The organism is Streptomyces sp. S465, from assembly GCF_026898115.1.
GTDB classification, from domain to species: Bacteria; Actinomycetota; Actinomycetes; order Streptomycetales; family Streptomycetaceae; genus Streptomyces; species Streptomyces luomodiensis.
This window is the reverse complement of the sequence record NZ_CP114036.1, coordinates 446830-464261: the sequence shown is the minus strand read 5'-3', so window position 1 is coordinate 464261 and position 17432 is coordinate 446830. Positions and strand designations below refer to the sequence as shown.

14 protein-coding genes and 1 pseudogene are annotated in these 17432 nt (G+C 72.2%); 5 read left to right on the top strand and 10 right to left on the bottom strand.

Going from position 1 to position 17432, the window contains the following annotated elements; genetic code table 11:
* Nucleotides 1-6 precede the first annotated feature (6 nt).
* The 3 genes and pseudogenes from N6H00_RS02180 to N6H00_RS02170 form a co-directional block, all read right to left on the bottom strand.
* Nucleotides 7-600: a sarcosine oxidase subunit gamma gene (locus N6H00_RS02180; RefSeq protein ID WP_268969796.1), complete on the bottom strand. Its 594-nt coding sequence runs from the start codon at nucleotides 598-600 to the stop codon at nucleotides 7-9.
* Nucleotides 590-3774: pseudogene (locus N6H00_RS02175) on the bottom strand (sarcosine oxidase subunit delta family protein). Before N6H00_RS02175 ends, N6H00_RS02180 begins: the two are co-directional and overlap by 11 nt.
* A 26-nt stretch (nucleotides 3775-3800) precedes the next feature.
* Complete coding sequence (locus N6H00_RS02170) at nucleotides 3801-5048, bottom strand: sarcosine oxidase subunit beta family protein (RefSeq protein ID WP_268969795.1); 1248 nt, start codon at nucleotides 5046-5048, stop codon at nucleotides 3801-3803.
* A gap of 166 nt (nucleotides 5049-5214) precedes the next feature.
* Between N6H00_RS02170 and N6H00_RS02165 the strand changes: the two genes are divergently transcribed.
* Both N6H00_RS02165 and N6H00_RS02160 read left to right on the top strand, forming a co-directional pair.
* Nucleotides 5215-5868 carry a GntR family transcriptional regulator gene (locus N6H00_RS02165; protein WP_268969794.1) on the top strand — a complete coding sequence of 218 codons (654 nt, stop codon included), beginning with the start codon at nucleotides 5215-5217 and terminating at the stop codon, nucleotides 5866-5868.
* 164 nt (nucleotides 5869-6032) lie between these two features.
* Nucleotides 6033-7043 carry a methyltransferase gene (locus tag N6H00_RS02160; protein ID WP_268969793.1) on the top strand — a complete coding sequence of 337 codons (1011 nt, stop codon included), beginning with the start codon at nucleotides 6033-6035 and terminating at the stop codon, nucleotides 7041-7043.
* A 59-nt stretch (nucleotides 7044-7102) separates the two neighbouring features.
* Here N6H00_RS02160 and N6H00_RS02155 read toward each other — a convergent pair whose 3' ends face one another.
* From N6H00_RS02155 to N6H00_RS02140, 4 genes are all read right to left on the bottom strand, one after another.
* Nucleotides 7103-7921 carry a class I SAM-dependent methyltransferase gene (locus N6H00_RS02155; protein WP_268969792.1) on the bottom strand — a complete coding sequence of 273 codons (819 nt, stop codon included), beginning with the start codon at nucleotides 7919-7921 and terminating at the stop codon, nucleotides 7103-7105.
* Nucleotides 7922-8078: 157 nt separating this feature from the next.
* Entirely contained in the window at nucleotides 8079-9332 is a 1254-nt protein-coding gene (locus tag N6H00_RS02150) for a globin domain-containing protein (protein ID WP_329618496.1), read from the bottom strand.
* Between the two features lie 129 nt (nucleotides 9333-9461).
* Complete coding sequence (locus N6H00_RS02145; RefSeq protein WP_268969790.1) at nucleotides 9462-9911, bottom strand: RrF2 family transcriptional regulator; 450 nt, start codon at nucleotides 9909-9911, stop codon at nucleotides 9462-9464.
* Between the two features lie 69 nt (nucleotides 9912-9980).
* Nucleotides 9981-11216, bottom strand: a complete 1236-nt coding sequence (locus N6H00_RS02140) for an AI-2E family transporter (RefSeq protein WP_443072892.1) — start codon at nucleotides 11214-11216, stop codon at nucleotides 9981-9983.
* 203 nt (nucleotides 11217-11419) lie between these two features.
* Between N6H00_RS02140 and N6H00_RS02135 the strand changes: the two genes are divergently transcribed.
* Complete coding sequence (locus N6H00_RS02135; RefSeq protein WP_268969789.1) at nucleotides 11420-12640, top strand: cysteine desulfurase-like protein; 1221 nt, start codon at nucleotides 11420-11422, stop codon at nucleotides 12638-12640.
* Between the two features lie 33 nt (nucleotides 12641-12673).
* Here the strand turns inward: N6H00_RS02135 and N6H00_RS02130 are convergent, their stop codons facing one another.
* The 3 genes from N6H00_RS02130 to N6H00_RS02120 all read right to left on the bottom strand — a co-directional run bounded on the left by N6H00_RS02130 (nucleotide 12674) and on the right by N6H00_RS02120 (nucleotide 14941).
* Entirely contained in the window at nucleotides 12674-13246 is a 573-nt protein-coding gene (locus N6H00_RS02130) for a TetR/AcrR family transcriptional regulator (RefSeq protein ID WP_268969788.1), read from the bottom strand.
* Between the two features lie 107 nt (nucleotides 13247-13353).
* Nucleotides 13354-14745 carry an amidase gene (locus N6H00_RS02125; protein ID WP_268969787.1) on the bottom strand — a complete coding sequence of 464 codons (1392 nt, stop codon included), beginning with the start codon at nucleotides 14743-14745 and terminating at the stop codon, nucleotides 13354-13356.
* Nucleotides 14732-14941, bottom strand: coding sequence for a hypothetical protein (locus N6H00_RS02120; RefSeq protein WP_268969786.1), 210 nt, complete (start codon nucleotides 14939-14941; stop codon nucleotides 14732-14734). Before N6H00_RS02120 ends, N6H00_RS02125 begins: the two co-directional genes overlap by 14 nt.
* Before the next feature lie 124 nt (nucleotides 14942-15065).
* Between N6H00_RS02120 and N6H00_RS02115 the strand changes: the two genes are divergently transcribed.
* Nucleotides 15066-15965 carry an MBL fold metallo-hydrolase gene (locus N6H00_RS02115; protein WP_268969785.1) on the top strand — a complete coding sequence of 300 codons (900 nt, stop codon included), beginning with the start codon at nucleotides 15066-15068 and terminating at the stop codon, nucleotides 15963-15965.
* A 24-nt stretch (nucleotides 15966-15989) separates the two neighbouring features.
* Nucleotides 15990-17270, top strand: a complete 1281-nt coding sequence (locus N6H00_RS02110) for an acyltransferase family protein (RefSeq protein ID WP_329618647.1) — start codon at nucleotides 15990-15992, stop codon at nucleotides 17268-17270.
* The last annotated feature ends 162 nt before the right edge of the window (nucleotides 17271-17432 follow it).

Here is a 17432-nt window from a genome sequence, read left to right as displayed (position 1 = left end):
GACCGCTCACCCAGCGCCTCCCCGGTACTCCGTGCAGGCGTCGAGCAGCCAGGCGGCCAGGTAGGAGGCGAAGGACGAGCGGACCAGCAGCCAGACGGCGGACGCCCCCTCCGCGCGCACCACGAGGGTGACCGGGGCCCGCGCCAGCAGTGTGGTCGGACAGGCGCCGACGGGTGTCACCCGCGGATCCAGATCGATGGCACAGCCCTGGGCCAGCACTGTGCGGACGAGAGGCCCGGACAGGGCCAGCGTGGTGCGCTGCGCCGAGACGTCGGTGACGGTGGCGAACTCCTCCCCGATGGCCGTACGCAGCCGGGTGAGCAGCTCGTGCCGCCGGCCGTCGGGGGCCACCAGCAGCCATTCGTCCGGGCCCATCCACACCACCGTGAGGTCGCCCGACGACTCGGCGCGCACCGGGCCCGGCAGGGCGGTGTCCAGGGCGGCCTCGACGGCCTTCGCCGCGGCACTGCCCGGCTCCACCCGCAGGGAGAGCTGGGTCAGGAAGGGCAGTTCCCGCACCCGCAGCCCGGCCGGCAGCCGCGCCAGGCGGTCCTGCCACGCGGACAGGGGACTGACACGAGCGGACGTCTCAACCGTCACGGCGAGTTCCCTCCTTGTCGAAGAGCACGGGGTCGGTCACGGTCACCGGGACGGTCCGGCCATCCAGCGGGACGTAGAGGGTTTCGCCGATGCGCCGGGTTCCCGAGCGCACCAGGGCCAGGGCGAACGTGCGCCGGAGGGCGTCGCTGCGGTAGCTGGAGGTGACATGGCCCAGCATCGGCACCGGCGGCTGGGGAACGCTGCTGGTGGCGATGATCTGGGCGCCTTCGGGCAGCAGGACCCGTTCGTCGGCCGGCAGCAGGCCCACCAGCTGCTTGCGGTCCTCGCGCTGGTTCTCCGTACGGGTGAAGGACCGCTTGCCGATGAAGTCCGGCTTCTTCTTGGACACCACCCACGACATGCCCAGGTCCTGCGGGGTGGTGGTGCCGTCGGTGTCCTGCCCGATGATCGGGTACGCCTTCTCGGCGCGCAGCACGTGCATGGTCTCGGTGCCGTACGGGGTGATGCCGAACGGGCCGCCGGCCGTGAGGAGGGCCTGCCACACCGTGAGTCCGTCCCAGGCGGGGACGTTGATCTCGTAGGCGAGTTCACCGGAGAAGCTGATGCGGCACACCCGCGCCGGGACACCGGCGACGGTGGCGTCGCGCCATGACATGAACGGGAACGCGTCGTTGCCGACGTCCAGGCCGGGCGCCACCAGGGCCAGGACGTCGCGGGAGCGGGGGCCCACCAGCGGGATGGTCGCCCAGTGCTCGGTGACCGAGGTGAGGTGCACGCGCAGGTCGGGCCACTCCGTCTGGAGCCACTCCTCCATCCAGGCCAGGACCTTGGCCGCGTTGCCGGTGGTCGTGGTCAGCAGGAACTCCCGCTCGGCCACGCGGATCACGGTGCCGTCGTCGATGACCATGCCGTCGACGTCGCACATCACGCCGTAGCGGATCCGGCCCACCGTGAGGGTGCTCATCATGTTCGTGTACAGCCGGTCCAGCAGTACACCGGCGTCCGGGCCCTGCACATCGATCGTGCCGAGCGTGGAGCCGTCCATCATCGCGACGCCGGTGCGGGCGGCCCGGCACTCGCGCAGCACCGCCTCCTCCATGGTCTCGCCCGGCTGGGGGTAGTACCAGGGACGTTTCCACTGGCCGACGTCCTCGAACAGGGCGCCGTGCGCGACATGCCACGGATGCAGCGCGGTCACCCGGACCGGGTCGAACAGTTCCCCGCGGTCGCGGCCCGCGAGGGCGGCGAAGGCGACCGGCACGGCAGGCGGCCGGAAACGGGTGGTGCCGAGGTCGGCGACGTCCACCCCCAGCGCCTCGGCGAGGATGCCCGAGGTCATGACGCCCGATGTGCGGCCCTGGTCATGGGCGGTGCCGATGGTGGTGTAGCGCTTGACGTGCTCCACCGACCGCAACCCCGCCCCGGTCGCCCTCAGCACGTCGGAGACGAGGGCGTCGCGCTGGAGGTCGACGAACTGCCGCGAGCCGTCCTGGCCGTCCTGCGGGCTCGGCACCCGCCAGAGCACCCGGGTGGGCGCCCCGTCCGGCAGCACAGGGGTGGCCGGCAGGGCGACCGTCCCGCAGGCCCTGCCGATGGCCGACAGGGCCCGCCGGGCGGCGTCCACGCCGTCGGCGAGACAGCCGGCCAGGGTAAACGTGCCGCCGGCCGATCCCGCCGTACGGACGCTGTCCGGCGCGTGCGCGGGGACGAAGGCGCCGGTTCCGGCGTCGTACCGCAGGGTGCCGCGGGCCTGGCTGAACAGAGCCACCGCGGGGTTCCAGCCGCCGGAGACCAGCAGCAGATCACACTCGATGCCCTGGCGGTCGCCGAGGCGTTCCCGGCGGAAGGCGGCGACATGGGCACGGGAGATGTGTGCGGTGCCGCTGGTGCCGGTGACGACGTGCCCGGCGCGGACGCCGATGCCGCGTTCGGCGCAGGCGGTGCGCCAGTGCGCCGGCACCTCCTCGCGGGCGTCGATCACCGCGGCGACCCGCATGCCCGCGTCGGCCAGTTCGAGCGCTGCCGGATAGGCGCTGTCGTTCGTGGTGAAGACGACGGCCCGCCGCCCGGGACGTACGCCGAAGCGGTTGAGGTAGGTGCGCGCCGCGCCGGCCAGCATGATCCCGGGGCGGTCGTTGTCGTCGAAGGCGACCGGACGCTCGTAGGCTCCGGTGGCGTACACGACCTGCCGGGCGCGGATGCGCCAGACCCTCTGCCGCGAGATGTGGGCGGGCGCCGCGGCACCGAGGTGGTCCGTGCGCTTCTCCAGGGCCAGGACGAGCCCGTCGTCGTAGTGGCCGAAGGCGGTGGTGCGCCGCAGGACCCGCACGTCGTCGCGGGTGTCGAGCTCCGCGACCACATCGCCGGCCCATGCGGTCGCCGGTGCGCCGTCGAGCAGCTCCTGGCTGCCGAGCAGCGACCCGCCGGGCCGCGGGAGTTCGTCGACGAGGATCACGCGGGCTCCGGACCGGGCAGCCGCCAGCGTGGCGGCCAGCCCCGCCGGGCCCGCGCCGACGACCAGCAGGTCGCAGTGGGCGTGCATGGTGTCGTAGCGGGCCGGATCCGGCCGGCTGCTCAGCCGGCCCCGGCCGGACAGACCCCGGGCGACGAGGCCCTCGTACAGCTCCACCGTGGTGGCGGTGAGCATGGGCTCGGGGAACGGGGCCTCGATCTGCACCAGCGCGTTGGGCTCTTCGGCTCCGGCGGCCAGGACACCGCGCGGCCGTCCGTAGGTGATGCCGCGTGCCACGTGGTGCACACCGTTCGCCAGCAGGGCCGAGGCGAGCGTGTCGCCGGGGTGTCCGGTGTAGGCGGTGCCGTCGAAGGTGAAGGAGAGTGTGGTGGCGCGGTCGACGCGACCGTGGCCGGGGGCACGGAACGGGTGGCTCATCAGCCGGCCTCCTGGTCCTTGTGCCGCTGCGCGGCGGGTGCGGCGCCGGTGGTGGCGGGGTGCTGGGCGCGGATGTCGTAGACCGCCAGGAACTCGTGGGTGACGGTGTCGCGCAGGGCGTTGAACCAGCGCCGGCAGCCGGCCGTGTGCACCCACCGCTCGGCGAACGGGCCCTTGGGGTTGTCGCGGAAGAAGACGTACTGGGCCCACTGCTCGTCATCGAGCGCGTAGGGGTTGTCGGGATAGGCGACATGCGCCTGCCCGCCGTAGTGGAATTCGATGTCCTCGCGCTCACCGCACCAGGGGCAGGCTATGAGCTGCATGTCGACCTCCTTGGCCGGGGCGGTGGTCAGTGGGCGACGGCGGCCGCGCCGTGCTCGTCGACCAGGGCGCCGGTGGTGAAGCGGGAGAGGGTGAAGGGCGCGATGCGGGGGTGCGGTCGGCCGGTGGCGATGGTGTGCGCGTAAGCCCAGCCGACGCCCGGTGTGGCCTTGAAACCGCCGGTGCCCCAGCCGCAGTTGAGGTAGAGGTCCTTGACGGGGGTCGTTCCGACGATCGGCGAGGCGTCCGGAGTGACATCGACGATCCCGGCCCAGGTGCGCAGCATGTGGGCGCGCGCGAAGACGGGGAAGAGCTCCAGCGCGGCGGCCATCTGGCGCTCCAGGATGTGGAACGCGCCGCGCTGTCCGTAGCCGTTGTAAGCGTCGATGCCGGCGCCCATGACGAGCTCGCCCTTGTGGGCCTGGGAGACGTACACATGCACGGCGTTCGACATCACCACGGTCGGGTGCACCGGTTCCAGCAGCTCCGAGACCAGCGCCTGGAGCGGATGGCTTTGGAGCGGCAGCCGCAGGCCGGCCATGGAGGCCAGCACCGAGGAGTGCCCCGCGGCCGCGAGCGCGACCTTCCCGGCGGCGATGGGGCCACGCGTGGTCTGTACTCCGCGCACGCGGCCGCCCCGGATGTCGAGGCCGGTGACCTCGCAGTCCTGGATCAGGTCGATGCCGTAAGTGTCGGCCCTGCGGGCGAAGCCCCAGGCCACATAGTCGTGCTTGGCGATGCCCGCGCGCGGCTGGTAGGTGGCGCCGAGCACCGGATAGCGCACCTCGGGTGAGATGTTGACGATGGGGCAGACCTCGGCGACCTCCTCCGGCTCCAGCCACTCGGCGTCGATGCCGTTGAGCCGGTTGGCGTAGACACGGCGTTTGCTGTCACGGATGTCCTGCACGGTGTGGGCGAGGTTGAGGACGCCGCGTTGGCTGAAGAGGATCGGGTGGCCGAGGTCTTCCTCGAGGGTCTCCCACAGCTTCAGCGAGTGCTCGTAGATGCCGGAGCTTTCGTCCCAGAGGTAGTTGGAGCGGATGATGGTGGTGTTGCGGGCCATGTTGCCGCCCGCGAGCCAGTCCTTCTCCAGCACGGCGACATTGGTGATGCCGTGGTTCCTGGCCAGGTAGTAGGCGGTGGCCAGGCCGTGTCCGCCGCCGCCGACGATGACGACGTCGTAGCACGGCTTGGGGTCGGGATTGCGCCACAGGAAGTCGGGGTGGTCGGGCAGGACGTTCCCGGGCGTGGCGGGAAGGGTGTCGCGCGGATGCATCACTGAGCAGCCTCCTGGGCCGCGAGCTACGGATCGACGGGGTCTCCCTGAGAACCCTGAGAACCTCTGAGAACCGTGAGAACCCACTGAGGGACGACTGATATATCAACCTGCTGTTGCGATAAGCTAAGAGGACCGACCGGGCCGCGTCAAGGGAGGGTTTCGGGTGACTGCGTCGACCGTCGCTGGTCAGGGCGATGGAACGCTGGCCGATCAGGCCTATCGATCGATCTCGGACCGTCTGGTGACCCTCCGGATCCGCCCCGGAGAGCCCATCAACGACGAGCGGATCGCCGCCGAGCTCGGCTTCGGGCGCACCCCGGTCCGGGAGGCCCTCAAGCGGCTGGAGCACGAGCGCCTCATCGTCGCCTACCCCCGGCGCGGAACCTTCGCCACCGAGGTGCAGATCGCCGATCTCGGACACATCTCGGAAGTGCGTCAGCGGCTCGAGCCGCTCGCCGCGAGCCTCGCGGCCCGGCGCGCCGGCCAGGGCGACCGCGGTGACCTCGACCGGATGCTGACCCGGCTGGCGGACGCGTCCGACGGCGGCACGGACCTGATCCGGCTCGACATGGCCGTGCACCGTGCCATCTACGCCGCGACCCGCAACCCCTATCTGGAAGACACCCTGATCAGGTACGACAACCTGGCCACCCGGATCTGGTGCCTGTTCATCGACCGGCTGCCGGGCCTGGCGGGCCATGTGCATGAGCACGGGCCCCTGCTGCACGCCATCATCGACGGCGACGCGGAGAAGGCCGCCGCCCTTGCCGCGGGACACGTGGAAGGGTTCGAAGCGGCGATCCGCGGCCTCATCTGACCTGCGCCCCGGGCAGTCGGCCCCGCCGGGGTCCGCTTGCCGTGTCCGCGGGTCCGACGGCCTGACGGCGGCCCTTGTGGGGAGCAACGGGGCGGTAGCGTAAGGAGACCGACATACCGTCAGGTGCGGTGCGCGCACCTCCGGGAGAACAGTGAGGGATCCTTATGCGGCACGAGACCACCCCCGAGTCCATTCTCCGCGTCGGGTTGGGCTTCATGGCGTCGAAGGCACTGCTCACCGCGGTGGAACTGGATCTGTTCTCCCGGCTCGCGGACGGCCCCCGCACGGGCGGTGACCTGACCGAGGCGCTCGGACTGCACCCGCGTGGCGCCACCGACTTCTTCGACGCCCTGGTCGCCATGGGGTTCCTGGAGCGATCCGAGGGCGAGTACCGCAACAGCCCGTCCGCCGACACCTTTCTCGACCGCGGGAAGCCCACCTACGCAGGCGGCATCCTGGAGATGGCCAACAGCCGTCTCTACCCCTTCTGGGGGTCGCTCACCGAGGCACTGAGAACCGGGCGACCACAGAACGAGCAGAAGCACGGCGGTGAGGTCTTCGACGCCATCTACCGGGACCAGGCGGGCCTCGAGCGCTTCCTGCACGGTATGACCGGGCTCAGCATGGGCACGGCGCTGCTGATAGCCGAGCGGTTCCCCTGGGCCGACCACCGGACGGTGCTGGACGTCGGGGGAGCGGTGGGCTGCGTTCCGGTGGCAGTGGCGCAGCGCCACCCCCATATGAGCGGCGGTGTCTTCGAGCTGCCCCGGGTGCGGCCCGTCTTCGAGGAGTACGTGGCGTCCTTCGGCCTTCAGGACCGGCTCACCTTCCACGGAGGCGACTTCTTCACCGATGACCTGCCCGGCGCCGATGTCATCGTGCTGGGTCAGATCCTGCACGGCTGGGGCCTGGAGGAGAAGCGGCTGCTGCTGAAGAAGGCCTACGCCGCCCTCCCCGAAGGGGGAGCGGTCCTGGTCTACGACGCCATCATCGACGACGACCGCAGGGAGAACGCGTTCGGTCTGCTGGCGAGCCTGAACATGCTCATCGAGAGCCAGTCCGGCTTCGAGTACACCGCCGCCGAGGGACACGCCTGGCTGGCGGAGGCGGGCTTCAGCAGCAGCCGGATCGAACCGCTGACCGGCGGTTACTCCATGCTGGTGGGCATCAAATAGCCCCCGGCCCGGCGCCGGGACCGCCCGGCGCCGGGACCGTGGCCATCGCGCGGCGGGCCCTAGAAGCGGTAGCGCAGGATCCGGCCGACGTCCCGGAAGCCGGGCAGATGGGCCATCACCCGCATGCTCATCCGGCCGGCGGCGGGCATCCTCTCCATTCCCGGCATGTCCACGCTGCGCACCGCGTCGAGGCAGGTCAGTCCCGGATGCCAGGTCTCGACCTCATGGGGGTCGTCCAGGCCCCAGTGCAGGGTGGCGCCCGCGTTGCGCACGGCGGGGACCATCTTCTGGAGCCGGATGCCCAGGGGCCCGTAGACGTCGAAGAGCAGCTGGCCGCTGGGGAACCGCTCGGTGATCCGCTGGATCAGCCGCTTGCCCTCCTCCTTGCGCAGATACATCGTCAACCCCTCGGCGACGACCACGGTGGGCCGGTCGTCGGGCACCTCGCGCAGCCACGCCTCATCGGTGACGGAGGCGCCGACCATCTCGTAGTGTCCCGACGGCTCGGGAAGCAGCCGCCGGCGCAGATCGATCACCTCGGGGTAGTCGACGTCGAGCCAGCGCACCGACGACGGCGGGGCCAGGCGCTGCACCCGGGTGTCGAGACCGCAGGCGAGATGGAGCACGGTCGCCTTCTGCTGGTCGGCCAGGAACTCCATGGTCCAGTCGTCGAGCTGTTTCGCCCTCAGGGCGATGCCGACCGCCGTCGTGTCCGTCATCCCCGTTTTGCCGAAGTCGTAGGCCACGCGCTCCACGGCCTCCCGGGCCGCGTGGTCGTGCAGGATGGAGTGGGCGGAACGGCTGTCCACCGCCCTGCCGTACAGCGTGGCGAGCAAGGTCTCCTGAGCGCCGCTGAGAGTGATCTTTTCGCGATCCATGGTTCCTCGTCGATGTGGGGGTACCGGACGGCCCATTCCGTACGGTTGGGCACGGAACGGACAGGACCCGTGTCGTTACGGTCCCACGTTCACCCGGACAAAAGCGACTGGCCCCTGAGCCATTCGAGTTCATCCGGCCACATCCGGAGGATCGGTGTCAGCGCTCCCCGCCGTCGCCCTGTGCCAGCCACAGATCGGGCCCGAAGACCTCGTAGTGGATCGCGGAGGGGTGCACGCCCCGTTCCAGCAGCTGGGTGCGCACCGATCGCATGAAGGGCAGCGGACCGCACAGATACGCCTGGACGCCGTCCGGGATCTCGATCCCGGACAGGTCCACGCGGCCGGTGCGCTCGGCCGGCCAGTCGCCCTCGGGCCGCTCGTACCACACCTGGCCGGTGCCCCGCGCCAGCTTGGCGACCAGCCGCTCCTGGTCGGCGCGCAGGGCGTGGTCCGCGGGCGAGCGGTCGGCGTGGACGGCGACGACCGGGCCCTGGTGGCCCCTGTCGACCAGGTCCTCCAGCATGGCCACCATCGGGGTGCAGCCGATCCCTGCGGAGGCGAGCAGCAGTGGCGCGTTCGTGGCCTCCAGCACGACATCGCCGTAGGGCGCGGAGACGGTGAGCCGGTCTCCCTCGTGGACCCGGTCGTGCAGATGCCCGGAGACCTCACCGGCCGGGTCCGCACCGCCGGCCACGCGCTTGACGGCGAAGGAGCGCACCGTGGCGCCGGGGGCGTTGGTCAGGCTGTACTGGCGGCTCTGCCGGGCTCCGTCGGCCAGTTCCACCTGCACCGAGACGTACTGGCCGGCCTTGAACGCCGGGGCGGGGCGGCCGTCGGCGGGCCGGATCCGGAAGGTGACCACATCCGCCGTCTCCCGGATCTTCTCCACCACCTCCCACGGCCGCCAGGTCCCGCCGGCCAGCACGCCCTGCTCCGCGTACAGCCGCCGCTCGATCTCGATCAGGGAGTTGGCCATCAGCCAGTAGACCTCGTCCCAGGCGGCGGTCACCTCCTCGGTGGCCGCGTCGCCGAGCACCTCCGCGATGGCGGCGGCCAGATGACGGTGCACCACCGGATACTGGGCGGCGCTCACCCCGAGCGAGGCGTGCTTGTGCGCGATCCGTCTCAGCAGGGCGTCGGGGCGCACCCCCGGCTGCTCCACCAGGGCGGTGGCGAACGCGGCGATCGCGCCCGCGAGAGCCTGCCGCTGGGTGCCCGCGCTCTGGTTGGCCCGGTTGAACATGTTCCGCAGCAGCTCGGGGTGGGCCGTGAAGAGCTTCCGGTAGAAGAGGTCGGTGATGGTGTCGATGGCCTCACCGACGGCGGGCAGCGTGGCGCGGACCGTCTCGGCGGACTTCTGGGAGAGCATAAGCGGACCTAACTGGTATCTCAGATTCGTATTATGCGGCATACCTGAAGGCGTGCGTAAAGGCGTGTCCGGCGGTGCGTCCGAAGGCGTGTGCGTACGGGGCACGGTGACCTCCGCGTCATCGCGGCTCGGCGGGACGGGGCGCGCAGGTCCGCACCCCGGGCGGTGGTCTCACGGGGACAGGCCGGGCGCGCGCCCGACCAGCCCCAGCAGTACCGGGCCGGTCGGGGACGCGACCAGGTCGTCCACCGTCAGGGGGTCGAGCGAGGCGAGGAACGCCTCCTGGGCCCGGCGCAGCGCCATGCGCAGCCGGCAGCCCTGCCGCAGCGGACACGGCACGTCCCCCTCGCAGTCGACGACATCGCCGACCCCCTCGAACTCCCGGACCAGCTGGCCGATCGAGGCGGTGCGCCCCATCTCGGTGAGCGTCAGCCCGCCGCCCCGTCCGCGCCGGGTCTCGATCAGGCCCAGGTGCTGGAGCCGGGCCGCCACCTTGGCCAGGTGGCTGTAGGGCACCTGGACCTCCCCGGCGATCTGCCGGGCGGTGCAGGGCTCGGTTCCGGTGACCGCCAGCCGCATGATCGTGCGGAGCGCCAGGTCCGTGGACTTCGTCAGCCGCATGGCGGCAGCGTACGTTCATGCGAATCCTGGATGCAATTTATGTGGACGCGTTCCGGCCTCGGGCGGCGGTCAGGCCCCGCCGCGCGGCCGGTGGCGCAGGGCGCGGGTCACCGCCCAGGCGACGGACACCATGGGCACGGCCACCACCGCCCCGATCACCCCGGCGACGAGGCTCCCGGCGATGACCGAGATCGCCACCACCACCGGGTGGAGCCGCACCGCCCAGCTCATCACCAGCGGATGCAGCACATGGCCCTCGAACTGACCGACCGCCACGATCAGCAACAGCACCACGGCCGCGACGGCCGGTCCCCGTCCGGCCAGGGCCACCACCGTCGCCACCGCCAACGCGATCGGCGAGCCGATCAGCGGGACGAAGGTGGCGAAGAAGACCAGCAGCGTCAGCGGCAGGGCCAGCGGCACCCGCAGCAGGAACAGGGCGACACCGACCAGGGCCGCGTTGGAGGCCGCCACGACGATGATGCCCCGCGTGTACCCGGCGAAGGTGCTCCACGCCGCCCGCGCCGCCCGGTCCAGCGGAGGCCGGGCGCCCTCGGGGAGCTGGTCCCGGAACCAGTGCCACATCCGGTCGCCGGAGTGGACGAAGAAGACCGAGCAGAACAGCGCCAGGAACGCCGCCGTGAGCGCCTCCACGACCCGCCCCGCACTGCTGAGCGCCCTGCTGATCAGCGCCGCGCGATGCCGCGTCACAAAGGAGGTGATCTTGTCATGGGCCCCCGACAGCACACCGTGCCGGACATGGAACGGAGGCCCCTCCAGCCACCGCTCGATCCGGCCGATGCCGCCGCGCAGCTCCCCCACGAGCCGGCCCGCCTCCGCGGCCGCCGCGGTCCCCACCAGCGCCAGTAACCCCAGCACCACGAACAGCGTGCCGAACACCGCCAGCGCCACCGCCGGCGGCCGGGGCAGCACCCGCGCCAGCAGATCGGCCAGCGGCCGCAGCAAGGCGGTGGCCACCAGCGCCAGGAACACCGCGACCGCGACCAGCTCGAACCGGCCCAGCACCGTGAACGCCAGATAGACGGCCACCCCGACGACCAGCAGCCGCCATGCGTACGCGGCGGCCAGCCGCAGCCCGGGAGGGACCCGCCCACCCTCGCCCCCCGCCCGGCGCACCGCGGCCGCCAGGGCCGCGGAGCCGGAGCGGCGGGCCCGCGCCACCGCCCGCGAGGCCCGCCACGCCCGCCACGCCCGTCCGCCGGGCACACCGCCGGGCACGCCGCGCCGCGGGCGTGCGCCCCGCCCTCTCGGCCGCTCCGGCGGGGGAGGAGAGTCGCTGCTCACGTCGGCGCCACCGCCTTCTGCGTCCCGGTCCTGCGCGGCGGAAAAGGATGGTGCTTCATCCCCATATGGTCAGATTCAATCAGGGTGGTTGTCCGGGTGCCGGAACACCTCTCCCCGGCGCGGCGGGCCGTCCCCCGGCCCTGCCGTCCGGCACCGGCGCCCGCATAGGATCGCTCCGGTCACCCCTCGGCAAGGAGTCGCTCGTGACATACGACATCACCGCGGTCCGCGCGCAGTTCCCCGCCCTGAAGGCCGGGTCGGCCCACTTCGACGGCCCCGGTGGCACCCAGACGCCCCTCCCCGTCATCGAGGCCGTCTCCGACGCACTGGCCAACCCCCTGGCCAACCGCGGCCACGTCACCGCGGGGGAACGCAACGCCGAGGCCCTGGTCCGGTCGGCCCGGCAGGCCACGGCCGATCTGCTCGGTGCCGACCCGGCCGCGATCGTCTTCGGGCGCAGCGCCACCGCCCTGACCTACGATGTCGCCCGCACCCTCGCCAAGACCTGGTCACCGGGCGACGAGGTGGTGGTCTCCCGGCTGGACCACGACTCCAACATCCGCCCCTGGATCCAGGCCGCCGAAGCGGTCGGCGCCACCGTGCGCTGGGCCGACTTCGACCCCGCGACCGGCGAACTGACCCCCGACGACATCAGCGCCCAGCTCGGCGACCGCACCCGGCTGGTCGCGGTCACCGCCGCCTCGAACCTGATCGGCACCCGCCCGGCCATCCCGGAGATCTCCCGGCGGGTCCACGCGGCCGGGGCGCTGCTCCACGTCGACGGTGTGCACTACGCCGCCCACGCCCACGTCGACATCCGGCGGCTCGGCGCGGACTTCTTCGTCTGCTCCCCGTACAAGTTCCTGGGCCCCCACCTCGGCGTCCTGGCGAGCCGGCCCGAGCTCCTGGAGACCCTGACCCCGGACAAGCTGCTGCCCTCGACGAACGCCGTGCCCGAGCGCTTCGAACTCGGCACCCTGCCCTATGAACTCCTCGCCGGCACCCGCGCCGCCGTCGACTTCCTGGCCACCCTGGCCCCCGACGCCGAGGGCAGCCGCCGGGAGCGGCTGGCGTCGGCGTACGCGGCCCTGGAACAGCACGAGAACACCCTGCGCCGGCGCTTGGACGAGGGCCTGGCCGCCCTCGGCCCGGTCACCGTCCACTCCCGGGCGGCGCACCGCACCCCGACCCTGCTGCTGACCATCGACGGCCGCGACACCACCGACGCCTACCGCTACCTCGCCGGCCGGGGCGTCGACGCCCCGGCCGGCTCCTTCTACGCGGTGGAGGCGTCCCGCAGGCTGGGCCTGGGGGACACCGGAGGGCTGCGGATCGGCCTGGCCCCCTACAACAGCGCCGAGGACGTGGACCGGTTGCTGGAGGCGCTCGCGGACTTCCTGGCCGGGCCGGCCACGCACGGCTGAACCACGCCGGCGCGGGCCGAAGCGGTCACCCGGTCACCGGCCGTCCGGGCCCCCCGCGCCCAGGAGCTCCGCCACGAGACCGCGGGCATACGCGGTGTCGAGCCCGGCGGGGCGGAAGAGGATGCGGTACATCAAGGGCGCGACGACGCGGTCGATGACCGTCTCGGCATCGGGTGCGCCCTCCCCGCGGCCGGCCGCGCGGGTCAGGATGACGTCGATCTGGTCGGCGGCGTAGTCCGAGCACCGGCCCGCGTTGCCACCGTCCGGGTCGCCGAGCAGGGCGTCGCGGATGTAGGCCCGCCCGGCGGGCGAGGCCATCTCGTCGAGGAACTGCTCGGCCCAGGCCGTCAGGTCGGACGCCAGGCCGCCGTGGTCCCCGGGCGCGGTGTCGGGCCGCAGCCGCTCGACCGCCACGTCCGACAGCAGCTCCGTGAGGTCTCCCCAGCGACGGTAGATCGTGGAGGGGGTGACGCCCGCGCGCTGGGCGACCAGCGGCACCGTCAGGGCGTCACGGCCCACCTCCGACTCGAGTTCGCGCACGGCGGTGTGCACCGCGGCCTGGACCCGGGCGCTGCGCCCGCCGGGGCGCACCATCTGCCTGCTCATGCTGCCCACCTTAAAGCAAAATCCTTGCTTCTAGAGGGTGATGCGCCACCGCTTCGCAGAGGGTGATGCGCCACCGCTTCACAGAGGGCGATGGGCCACTCGCGCCGTCAGATCGTCGGCGCGAGCTCGCGGGCGGGCCGGGTCCGCTCGTAGGCGTGGCCGACCCGCAGCAGCACGTCCTCCCCGAACGGCCGGCCGAGCAGCTGCATGCCGATCGGCAGACCCGCCGTGTCGTGGCCGACCGGGACGGACAGCGACGGCACCCCGGTGAGGTTGGCGGGGGCCGAGAAGCGCACATAGGCGTCGGAGACGCTCTCGACGGTGCCGTCCGGCCAGGTGATCGTCTCCTCGCCGGCCTTCACCGCGGTCGCCGGGACCGTCGGTGCGGCGATCACGTCGACCTCCGCCATCATGCGCGCCCACTCCCGCCGCATCAGCGTCCGGGAGCGCTGGGCGCGCAGATAGTCCCCGGCGGGCATCAGCTCACCCGCTTCCAGCAGGGTGCGCACATCCGCCTGGTACAGCTCGGGTGCGGCGCGCAGCGTGCGTTCGTGGTAGGCGGTCGCCTCCGGCACCATCAGTCCCCACTGCGTCGCCTGGATGTAGCGGGTCATGGGGATCTCGACCTCGACGAGGCGTGCGCCGAGGGCTTCGAGCCGGTCGACGGCGCCCCGGACCGCGGCCGCCACCTCGGCGTCCACGTGGTCCACGTAGTAGTTGCGCGGCACGCCGACGCGCAGTCCTGACAGGTCCTCATCCGGGCCGGGCCGGTAGTCCCGCGCGGGCACGGCCTGGGAGGCGGGGTCGCGGGGGTCGTGCCCGGCCAGGACCGCCAGGACCAGGGCCTGGTCCTGGACGGTGCGGGTGACGGGTCCGACGTGGTCCAGCGACCACGACAGGGAGGTGACACCGTGGCGGGGGACGAGGCCGTACGTCGGCTTCAGGCCGACGACCCCGTTGAGCGCGGCGGGCACGCGGATGGAACCGCCGGTGTCGGTGCCCAGCGCGAAGGTGGCGGTGCCCGCGGCGACGGCGACGGCGGATCCGCCGCTGGAGCCGCCCGCGACCCGGCTGGCGTCCCAGGCGTTGTGGGTCTGCGGGGTGGTCAGCCCGTAGGCGAACTCATGGGTGTGGGTCTTGCCGACCAGGACCGCGCCGGCCGCGCTCAGGCGGGCGGCGACCGTGCTGTCCGCCTGGGCGCGGTGGTCGGCGCGGACCCGGGAGCTCGCGGTGGTGGCCACACCGGCGACGTCGATCAGGTCCTTCACCCCCATCGGGACGCCGTGCAGAGGGCCGCGGAGGCGGCCGGCCGCGATGTCGTCCGCGGCCTCGCGCGCCGCCCGGCGGGCCCGCTCCGCCGTCACCGTGACATACGCGTTCAGGTGCGGCTCCGCCCGCGCCATGCGCTCCAGGACGGAGTCCACCAGCTCGACGGGGGACAGCCGCCGGGTCCGGATCGCATCGGCGGCCGCGGTCAGGGACAGCTCATACGGCCGCATCGTGCCGCTCCTCTCCCGCGCGGTAGGCGGAGGCGGGCGGGGTGTCGCCGAAGTCGAGTTCGCGCAGGACGGCGACGACCGAGTGGATGTGGTTGGCGGTGGCCGCCGCCGCGGTGTGGCGGTCGGCCGGCAGGGGGAGCCCGGCACGGTCGGCCCAGCGGGCCGCCTCCGGAGGAGTGAGTTCAGCGGCGGACATGGGATCTGTCTCCCTCGACGGGTCAAAAGCTAATCGTTTGCGTTAGGAGACTGTAGGGCCTACCGTGAGCTAAACGCAAACGCGTTGCGTTTACTCTCCGCAGAGATCGAGGAAACGACGGACCATGCACACACCACAGGACATCGCCACCCCCTTCTGGACCGTGGGCGACATCACCGTCCACCGCGTCGACGAGGTACCCCTGCCGCCGGGGACCGGGTCGTGGCTGCTGCCCGACGCCACCGCGGACGTGGTCGCACGACAGGACTGGCTGCGCCCGGACTTCGCCGACCAGGAGGGCGTCCTGCGCATCGACAGCCACAGCTTCGCCTTCGAGACGGGCGGGGCGCGGGTCCTGGTCGACACCGGCATCGGCAACGGCAAGACGCGGGCCAACCCGGCCTGGCACGACCTGCGCACCGACTACCTGGCGCGGCTGGCCGCCGCCGGGTTCCCCCCGGACTCCGTCGACCTGGTGATCCTCACCCATCTGCACACCGACCACGTCGGCTGGAACACCCGCGAGGTGGCCGGCGCATGGGTGCCCACCTTCCCCCATGCGCGCTACCTCACCTCCCGCACCGAGCGGGAGTTCTGGGCGGCCTACGACATGGACGAACCCCGCGCGCAGATGTTCCGCGACTCCGTGACGCCGATCGAGGAGGCGGGACTGCTCGATCTGGTGGACGTCCCGGCCGAGGGCGTCGAGGTCGCCCCCGGACTGCGTCTGCTCCCCACCCCCGGGCACACCCCCGGCCACATCGCCGTCCAGCTCGACAGCCGCGACGCGAGGGCGCTGATCACCGGCGACTGCGTCCACCACCCCGTCCAGCTCGCCCACCCCGCCATCGGCTCATGCGTCGACATCGACCCCGAGCAGTCCGAGGCCACCCGCCGCGCGCTCCTCGGCGGCCTCGCGGATACCGGCATCCTCCTGCTGGGCACCCACTTCCCGCCGCCCACCGCCGGCCATGTGATCACCCACCAGGACACCTACCGGCTCTCGCCGGTGCCCGCGGCGTGAGGAAAGCGGTGCGTGTTCGCGTGGATGTTCCCGTGGGGGCGGTATTGGGGCGGGGGCGGTACGCAGGGCAGGCTCATGGGTGCTGTACCTGTTTCCCAATGCGGAGGGTTATTCGTGGCCGCTGTTTTATCGCGTGGCGATCGGCTCCCGTCGCTGACGGGTTTTCGCTTTCTGCTGGCCGGGGTGGTATTGGCGGGTCATGTTCTGACGCTGGGGAGATTTTATGAGGATCAGGATATTTATGAGGCCGCTGATGTCTCGGCCATGGCGAGCGCGGCAGCGGTCTCCTCGTTCTTCCTGCTCAGCGGGTTCGTACTGGCATGGAACGCGTCTCCGGCGGACACCGCCATCCGGTTCTGGCGCCGTCGAGTGGTGAAGATCTTCCCCAATCATCTGGTGACCTGGGCAGTGATGCTGGGTCTGCTCATGGCGACGGGCACCCTCGCATCTCTTCCGGTGCCGGATCCGGGATGGGGGGAGGCGGTGCGGAATCTGCTGCTGGTGCACGCCTGGATTCCGGACATGGCCGATTTCAGCAGTGTCAATCCGGTGACCTGGTCCATCTCGTGCGAGGCGTTCTTCTATTTCCTCTTCCCCCTGCTGATCCGCCCGGTGCGCGCCGTGCCGGCCCGGCTCATCTGGCCGGTGATCGCCCTGGTGGCGGGGCTCGTGGTGGCCATGCCGGCGGTGGCGACGGCGGTCACCGACGAGGCGGACCCGTGGAGTTGGTCGCCGCTGTCCACGGAGCGCTGGTGGCTGATCTATTTCTGCCCTCCGGTGCGGCTGCTGGAGTTCGTCCTCGGACTGGTGCTCGCCCGCGCGGTCCAGCTGGGGCGCTGGCCGGCGCTGCGTCCGCGCTGGCCGCTGCTCGCCCTGACGGGGGTCTTCGCGGCGCGGCAGGAGCTGCCGGAGGAGTACGTGTGGGGAGCCGCGACCTGTCTGCCGGTGGCCGCCCTGATCCCGGCCATCGCCACCCGCGACATCCAGGGGCGGGGGAGCCTGCTGGGACGTCGGGGCCCGGTGCTGCTGGGCGAGGCGTCGTTCGCGCTGTACATGGTCCACTTCCCGGTGCTGTACGCGATCCGGGCGATGCTGGACCGGCGGACCTTCGACACGGTGACCGCCACGGCGCTGGCCGTGGCGGTGTCGGTGCTGTGCGTGGCGATTTCGCTGCTGCTGTGGCGCGGTGTCGAGGTGCCGATGATGCGCCGGTTCGCCCGCCCCGGCGGCCGTTCCGTGCCGTCCGCGCGCCCCGCGCCCGACGGGCAGGCGGCGCCCCTGCGCCAGCAGGACCCCGCCCCGTGAGGGGAGTCCGGCGGCCCGGTGGCCCGATGGCCCGGCGGCACTGCCGGGTGCTCGGCCGACCCTGCCGTGAGGCTGCCCCCGGCGCCGCCTGACGCCGGGTCACCCAGCGGTGCGCCGGGCCGCCGGACCGTGCGAGGGGGCCCGCTCGCACGCCGGGGCTCA

Excerpts from the sequence above, each read along its gene's own strand:
- N6H00_RS02170 (WP_268969795.1), bottom strand. The coding sequence starts at position 5,048 with ATGCATCCGCGCGACACCCTTCCCGCCACGCCCGGGAACGTCCTGCCC.
- N6H00_RS02120 (WP_268969786.1), bottom strand. The coding sequence starts at position 14,941 with ATGTCCGCCGCTGAACTCACTCCTCCGGAGGCGGCCCGCTGGGCCGAC.
- N6H00_RS02155 (WP_268969792.1), bottom strand. The coding sequence starts at position 7,921 with ATGGATCGCGAAAAGATCACTCTCAGCGGCGCTCAGGAGACCTTGCTC.
- N6H00_RS02150 (WP_329618496.1), bottom strand. The coding sequence starts at position 9,332 with ATGCCGCATAATACGAATCTGAGATACCAGTTAGGTCCGCTTATGCTC.
- N6H00_RS02160 (WP_268969793.1), top strand. The coding sequence starts at position 6,033 with ATGCGGCACGAGACCACCCCCGAGTCCATTCTCCGCGTCGGGTTGGGC.
- N6H00_RS02110 (WP_329618647.1), top strand. The coding sequence starts at position 15,990 with ATGTTCCCGTGGGGGCGGTATTGGGGCGGGGGCGGTACGCAGGGCAGG.
- N6H00_RS02125 (WP_268969787.1), bottom strand. The coding sequence starts at position 14,745 with ATGCGGCCGTATGAGCTGTCCCTGACCGCGGCCGCCGATGCGATCCGG.
- N6H00_RS02115 (WP_268969785.1), top strand. The coding sequence starts at position 15,066 with ATGCACACACCACAGGACATCGCCACCCCCTTCTGGACCGTGGGCGAC.
- N6H00_RS02145 (WP_268969790.1), bottom strand. The coding sequence starts at position 9,911 with ATGCGGCTGACGAAGTCCACGGACCTGGCGCTCCGCACGATCATGCGG.
- N6H00_RS02130 (WP_268969788.1), bottom strand. The coding sequence starts at position 13,246 with ATGAGCAGGCAGATGGTGCGCCCCGGCGGGCGCAGCGCCCGGGTCCAG.